Source organism: Rhizobacter sp., from assembly GCA_021153565.1.
In the GTDB taxonomy this organism is placed as follows: Bacteria; Pseudomonadota; Gammaproteobacteria; order Burkholderiales; family Burkholderiaceae_C; genus Albitalea.
Map to the genome: position 1 here is coordinate 1 of JAJKJU010000232.1, position 6,688 is coordinate 6,688.

General features: G+C 64.4%; 4 protein-coding genes. 1 reads left to right on the top strand and 3 read right to left on the bottom strand.

The features are described from left to right. Positions 1-91: 91 nt before the first annotated feature. Positions 92-1,657, bottom strand: a complete 1,566-nt coding sequence (locus tag AC30NL_RS14815; RefSeq protein ID WP_489464766.1) for a leucine-rich repeat domain-containing protein — start codon at positions 1,655-1,657, stop codon at positions 92-94. A 736-nt stretch (positions 1,658-2,393) separates the two neighbouring features. On the opposite strand from AC30NL_RS14815, the gene AC30NL_RS14820 reads away from it, so the two are divergent. Continuing rightward, complete coding sequence (locus AC30NL_RS14820) at positions 2,394-3,272, top strand: substrate-binding periplasmic protein (protein ID WP_489464767.1); 879 nt, start codon at positions 2,394-2,396, stop codon at positions 3,270-3,272. A gap of 33 nt (positions 3,273-3,305) precedes the next feature. Here the strand turns inward: AC30NL_RS14820 and AC30NL_RS14825 are convergent, their stop codons facing one another. Further along, positions 3,306-6,047, bottom strand: a complete 2,742-nt coding sequence (locus tag AC30NL_RS14825) for a response regulator (RefSeq protein WP_489464768.1) — start codon at positions 6,045-6,047, stop codon at positions 3,306-3,308. 42 nt (positions 6,048-6,089) lie between these two features. Further along, positions 6,090-6,524, bottom strand: coding sequence for a hypothetical protein (locus AC30NL_RS14830; protein ID WP_489464769.1), 435 nt, complete (start codon positions 6,522-6,524; stop codon positions 6,090-6,092). Positions 6,525-6,688 lie beyond the last annotated feature (164 nt).

Below are 6,688 nucleotides of genomic sequence, written 5' to 3' on the forward strand. Positions count from 1 at the left end.
CAGCCCCTCCATCGTTCTCCAATCAGGGCGCCAGGGATACCGCGCCATGCAAACGGCCCGGTCTGGGCGGTAGGACTACCGCGTCAGCGGTTTAGTGCAACTCCAGCAATTCAAAGCGATCTCGCACTGCTTCCAGAGCTGCCCGGCCTGCCTCGCCTATGCCGCAGTTAATCAACCTGAGCGAGGTGATCTTGGTGTTGGCCGCCAGAGCCAGGGCGCCCGCATCACCGATCTTGTTTTCGCACAGGTCGAGCGAGGTTATCGAAGTGCTGGCCGCCAGAGCTCGTGCGCCCGCAGCACCGATCTTGTTGCCGCACAGGGCGAGCGAGGTGATCGAAGTGTTGGCCGCCAGAGCTCGCGCGCCCGCATCACCGATCTTGTTGGCTCCCAGGGTGAGCGAGGTGATCTTGGTGTTGGCCGCCAGGGCTCGCGCGCCGTTATCACCGATCTTGTTGTAGTCCAGGTGGAGCGAGGTGATCGAAGTGTTGGCCGCCAGGGCTCGCGCGCCCGCATTACCGATCTTGTTGTCTGTCAGGTGGAGCGAGGTGATCGTGGTGTTGGCCGCCAGGGCTTGCGCGCCCGCAGCGCCGATGTCGTTGTCGCGCAGGTCGATCGTGGTGATCGAGGTATTGGCCGCCAGGGCTTTCGCGCCCTTATTGCCGATGCCGTTTGCCGACAAGTAGAGTGAGGTGATCGTGGTGTTGGCCCCCAGGGCTTTTGCGCCCTCATCCCCAATGCTGTTTCCCCACAAGTGAAGCGAGGTGATCGTGGTATTGGCCCCCAGGGCTTGCGCGCCCGCAGCGCCAAGTTTGTTGTCGGCCAGATTGAGCGAGGTGATCGATGGGTTGGCCGCCAGGGCTTGCGCGCCCGCATTGCCGATCCCGGTGTGTTCCAGGTTGAGCGAGGTGAACTTGGTGTTGGCCGCCAGGGCATGCGCGCCCTCATCACCGATGTAGTTGGCTGCCAGGTTGAGCGAGGTAATCGAGGTGTTGGCCGCCAGGGCATGCGCGCCCGCAGCGTGAATCTCGTTTTTGGTCAGGTCGAGCGAGATGATCGAGGTGTTGGCCGCCAGGACTTGCGCGCCCGCATCACCGATCTGGTTTTCGCTCAGGTTGAGCGAGGTGATCTTGGTACTGGCCGCCAGGGCTTGCACGCCTGCAGCGCCGATGCGGGCGTCTTCCAGGTCGAGCGAGATGATCGAGGGATTGGCCGCCAGGGCTTGCGCGGCCTCATCACCGATCCAGTTGTGTGCCAGGTTGAGCGAGGTGATCTTGGTGTTGGCCGCCAGGGCTATGGCGCCCTCAGCGCCAATGCTGTTGTGCCCCAGGCCGAGCGAGGTGATCGAGGTGTTGACCGCCAGGGCTTTCGCGCCCGTTGTACCAATGTGGTTGCTGGTCAGGTCGAGCGAGGTGATCGAGGTGTTGGCCGCCAGAGCTTCCGCGCCCGCCCTGCCAATGTTGTTGCTGGTCAGGTCGAGCGAGGTGATCGAGGTGTTGGCCGCCAGGACTTGCGCGCCCTCATCCCCAATCTTGTTGGAGGCCAGGTCGAGCGAGATGATCGAGGTGTTTTTCGCCAGGGCCTGCACCTCTTCGATACCAAGGCGACAGTTTTTGGCGATCAGTTTGGTGATTTCACCGGCTATGACCGCGCTTAGCATGAGGGCCGAAATCAGGTCGATTCGTGTGTGCACTACCAAGGCCTTCACGGGGGGCACAGCGGCATGGGCAGCCTTGCAGACCTCGCGTAACGCCTTCGCATTGGGCCGATCCAGGCGTTTGGCGATATCGCGCCATATTTCGACCGGTATATCGACCGGCCAAGATATAGAAAGTGAACTTGGGACGCAGGCCCGCGGGCGTTGTCCCGCCTCCTCGGGCTTTCTTTCCCTGATCTTCAACGGCAGATGGCTGGCGATCTGCTGCACCAATGTCGGATTGGCATTGGTCGACGGCCCCGGGATTTGACCCGTAAGCATCCTGTTGCCTGGGAGGGGGATCGTCGGGAAGGGCATGTCAGTAGTGCAGAAAGAGACAAGATCGTCTTCTTACAGTATGAACACCATAGGGTCGTCGACCCGATTGCCAAACGAACTCAAGCACGATAGGGCGAAGCTCACAAGGCACTGGTCAGTCACTTCGCACGACTTGGCGCTCGGACTACAGTGGAGACCGCGGTGGGGCGCTACAAGTCCATCATCGGTTCAAAACTGCGTGCATGGCACGAGTCCGCTCAACGAACCGAAGCTTCGATTGGCGTGGACCGTTCTCAACCGCATACTTGCTGCTCGACGGCCCAACTCCGTCCGCAGCGCACGGAGCCCTTCTTGAGATCGGCGGGGACATGTCTGATTCGTCTCCGTGCACCACAACGCCCCGCCGAGGAGGACGGCAGAGATGACCCTGACCCATTGTGTGGCGGCCCTACTGGCAAGCGTCGCGCTCGGACTGGCACCGAGCGCCCGCAGTGTCGAAGTGGTCCGTTATCCGCGTCCCGAATCACCCATGGACCGCCGCCTCAGCTATTCGCGCGACCTGCTCCAGCTCGCGCTGTCGAAGACCGGCACGCCATACCGGATCGAGCAGGCCCAGGTGCCGATGAATCCCGAGCGGCTGGCCATCGAACTGGAAGCGGGACGGACGATCGACGTCGCCGCGATTCCGAGCACGTTCGAGCGTGAGCGGCACCTGCTCGCGGTCCCCATTCCCCTGACGAAAGGTCTGATCGGTTGGCGGATCGGCCTGGTCCGCAAGGGCGACGAGAACCTGCTGGCAAATGTGCATTCGCTGGACGATCTCAAGCGCATCCGCATCCGCATCGGGCAGGCGCAGGATTGGCCGGACACCTTCATCCTGCGCGAACGCGGCGTCGAGGTCGTCACCGCACCGCGCTACGAGGCGCTGTTCCCGATGCTCATCAACAAGCGCTTCGACTACTTTCCGCGCGGCGCGATCGAGATCTGGGCGGAACAGGAGAGGTTTGCAGACACGCTGGCGGTAGAGCCGCACGTCGTGATCCACTATGTCAACGATGCCTACTTCATGGTCAACCGCAGGAATACACGCCTTGCGCGGGCGATCGGCGACGGGCTCGAGAAGGCGATCGCCGACGGCTCGTTCGACAAGCTCTTCGACACGTACTATGGCGAGCGTCTGCGCAAAGCGCGGCTGGATCAACGCACCGTCATCGAGATCGGCAATCCGTTCATCCCGGCCGGACCGCTCAAGCGGCCCGAGCTGTGGTTCGGCACCCCGCAGTCCGCCAGGCACAAGTGAAGGCGACCTTCCCGCCCGTCGCCCGGAAACCCGTCAGCCGGCCGCCGCGTTGCCGGGTTTGACCCAGCGGGCCAGCGTCGCGAACAGGTGCTCCACGTTGATGGGCTTGGTGACGTGGTCGTTCATGCCGGAGTCGAGCACCTTGTCGCGATCGCTGGTCAGTGCGTTGGCGGTCATCGCGATCACCGGGAGATCGCGCCACTGCATGTGCTGGCGCAGGCGCCGGGTCGCCTCGTAGCCGTCCATCACGGGCATCTGGCAGTCCATCAGCACGCCGTCGAAGTGCTCTCGCGCCAGCATCTCGAGCGCCTCCCGGCCATCGCCGGCCGTGCGGACCTGGATGCCCGAGTCTTCGAGAAACGCCACGCCAATTTCGCGATTGATCTCGTTGTCGTCCACCAGCAGCAGTCGGGCGCCCCTGAGAAGCGCCTGGTTCGCATTCAGGGTCTTGTCCCGCCTCGCCGGCTGCACCGCTTTCGCATCGACCACTCCGAGGGCCCGCAGGCAGGCGTCGGCCAAGGTCGCCGCCATGACGGGCTTCTCCATCAGGGCGCCCATCACCAGACCCCTGGCCTGCGCCATTTGCTGGGCTGTGCTGAGCCCGGCCGGCGACACCATCAGGACGGCGTCGGGCGCCCCGCCTGGCGGGCGGTCACGCTGCAACAGGTCCGCACATTCGATGCCGTCGACCTCGGGCATGTTCCAGTCGATCAGTTTGAGTTCGTAAGGCCTGCCGGCCGCGGCGGCCTGCCGGACCAGACTCACCGCCTCTGCGGCGCTGGCGCATGCATTCGCCTCCATGCCGAATGCCGTGCACAGGCGCGCGACGATGGCACGAGCGCGTGCGTTGTCGTCCACGACCAGCACACGGCGGCCGACGAGTTCGGCGGGTGGTTGCCAAGCCGCCTGCGCCGCCGAGGGATGCAATGCAAATCCCAGCTCGAAATGGAAGGTGCTGCCGCTGCCCGGTGCGCTGTCGATGCCGATATCGCTGCCTCCCATCATCTCCACCAGTTGGCGACTGATCGTCAAACCCAGGCCGGTGCCGCCGTACTGCCGACTGGTGGACGAGTCGGCCTGCGCGAACGGCTGGAACAAGCGCTGCTGCACCTGCAGCGGGATGCCGATGCCCGTGTCCTGCACATCGAATCGCAAGCGCACAGCGTCCGTGCGGCGCTCCACCATGTCGACGCCCACCACGACCTCCCCCTTCGCGGTGAACTTCACGGCGTTGTTGCACAGGTTCAGCAGCACCTGGCGCAAGCGCGTCGGGTCACCCACCAGCGGCGTCGGCAGATCGGGCGGCAGCGAGAGGATGAGTTCGACGCCCTTCTCATCGGCATTCAGGGCGGTGAGGGTGACAAGCCCGTCCAGGATCTCGGCGAGATCAAATGGCACCGATTCGATGTCCAGCTTGCCGGCCTCGATCTTCGACAAGTCGAGGATGTCGTTGATGATCCCGAGCAGGGACTTCGCCGCGCCATGGACCTTGCGCACGCGGTCACGCTGTGCCGTGTCGAGCGGGCCTTGCAGCGCCAGATGCGACATGCCGATGATCGCGTTCATCGGGGTGCGGATCTCGTGGCTCATGTGCGCCAGGAAGGCGCTCTTGGCCGCGGTTGCGATCTCGGCCACGCGGCGTGCTTCGCGGTCGGCTTCCGCCTGCCGGCGCGCAGAGATGTCGCGTGCGATTCCGACCGTGCCGACGACCTTGCCATCGATGTCGAGCAAGGCCGTCTTGATTGTCTCGAAGAGCGTTGTGCTCCCGTCGGCGTGAGCCAGCGTTTCCTCGATGCGCCGGGAACTGCGCGATGCCATCACGGCGATGTCATCCGCCTGATAGGCCCGGGCCACGTCGGGCGCCTCGATGTCGAGGTCGGACTTGCCGACCAATTGGATGGGCTCTGCGATGCCCTTCATGGCCGCCAGGGCGCGGTTGACGGCGATGAAGTGACCCTGGGCATCCTTGACCCACGCGAGGTCCGGCATGTTGTCCAGCAGGGTGGCCATGCGTGCGTTCGCGTTCTTCAGGTCCAGGGTGTGCTGGCGCAGCCGGTCGCGCATCGCATTGATGGCCTCCACCAGCCGGTCGAGTTCGTCGCCCCGAAGGCCGGCACGGCGCAACACCAATGGCGTGACGTCGGCCTCCGGCGTGACGCCCGCCACCGACGCCGTGATGTCCAGAAGGTGGCGGGTTGCCAGGCGGTGGACGATGTATAGGATGAAGAACGCCACCAGAAACGTCTTGGCCGCGTTGCTCAGGAGGATGACGGCCGCCTGGGCCACCAGATTGGAGTAGATCTCCGTCAATGTCGCCTGGATGTGCAGCGTGCCGATTGTTTGCGCCTGGGCGCCGCAGCAGGTCAACGACACCCGGCGCTCGACAAACCTGGCGCCCTGCGGTTGACCGCGTGCGACGACGAACGACCTGATCGGCGAACTGGTCTCGCGCACCTCGACGGCGCGTATCGACGGCAGCCGCAGCAGGCCGTCGAGTTGCTCCTCGAGCTGCCGCCTGTCGAGAGCCCACAGGCTCTCACCCAGGCTGCGCGCAGTGGAGGCCTCGATCTCGGAAAGGCGATCGTCGAGTCGCGAGCGTTCGCTGCGGTAGCTCAGGGTCAACTGAAACACCGTCAGTACCAGCGTGATGGCGGTGCTGAAGAGCACAACGCGCACCAGCAGCGCGCCGGCGATGCCGCCACGGGGAAAGGTCCTGACTGCGCTCAGCCACTGAGCATTCGTCGATACCGGTGCACTTGCCTCACTGGGCGGCATCCAATGGTCTCCGGCGCCCCAGGCCCACAGGTCGCGATCCACTCAATCGAACCGGTATCCGAGGCGAAGCCCGATCGATCGTGCTGGCTGGTAGCTGACGGTGGTCACCGCGTGAAGCGGGACGGCGCTGGCGTATACCCGCTTGTCCTCCAAATTGTAGAGGTAGGCATTGGCAGTCCAGCGCCGGCTCGCCGACTCGTATTGCATGCCCACGTCGGTCTTGCCATAGGCCTTTCGGTAGCCCAGTTGCGGGTCGGAGAAGTTCTCCAGTGAGGTGAACGTCCCGGACTGCAAGTACACGCGTGCGGACAGGATGATCCGTGCGCCCGTGTCCAACGGGACGGTTCGAGCGTAGGTCGTGCTCAGCGCCAGGCGAGGGGCGTTCGGCCGGCGGTGGCCCGAGTTGTCTTGGTCGACGTGCGGCACCGGCACGGCGGCGAAGGTGGTGTACGCGCTCGGATTGAAAGAGGTCGCCACGGGATCGACGAAGGTGCCGAAACGCGCGTCGAGCCACGTCAGGTAGCCGCTGAGAGGCTGAGAGTATGTCGAGCGTGTCCGAGCAGCACGTCAAAAGGCGCCTGATCTAGGCGCAAAGCGCAGCCATAGCCAGGGCTATGGCGAGCATTTGCAACGACGAGCAG

Bases quoted from the DNA above. Each gene is read 5' to 3' on its own strand.
- AC30NL_RS14825 (WP_489464768.1), bottom strand. From the start codon at position 6,047: ATGCCGCCCAGTGAGGCAAGTGCACCGGTATCGACGAATGCTCAGTGG.
- AC30NL_RS14815 (WP_489464766.1), bottom strand. From the start codon at position 1,657: ATGCTAAGCGCGGTCATAGCCGGTGAAATCACCAAACTGATCGCCAAA.
- AC30NL_RS14820 (WP_489464767.1), top strand. From the start codon at position 2,394: ATGACCCTGACCCATTGTGTGGCGGCCCTACTGGCAAGCGTCGCGCTC.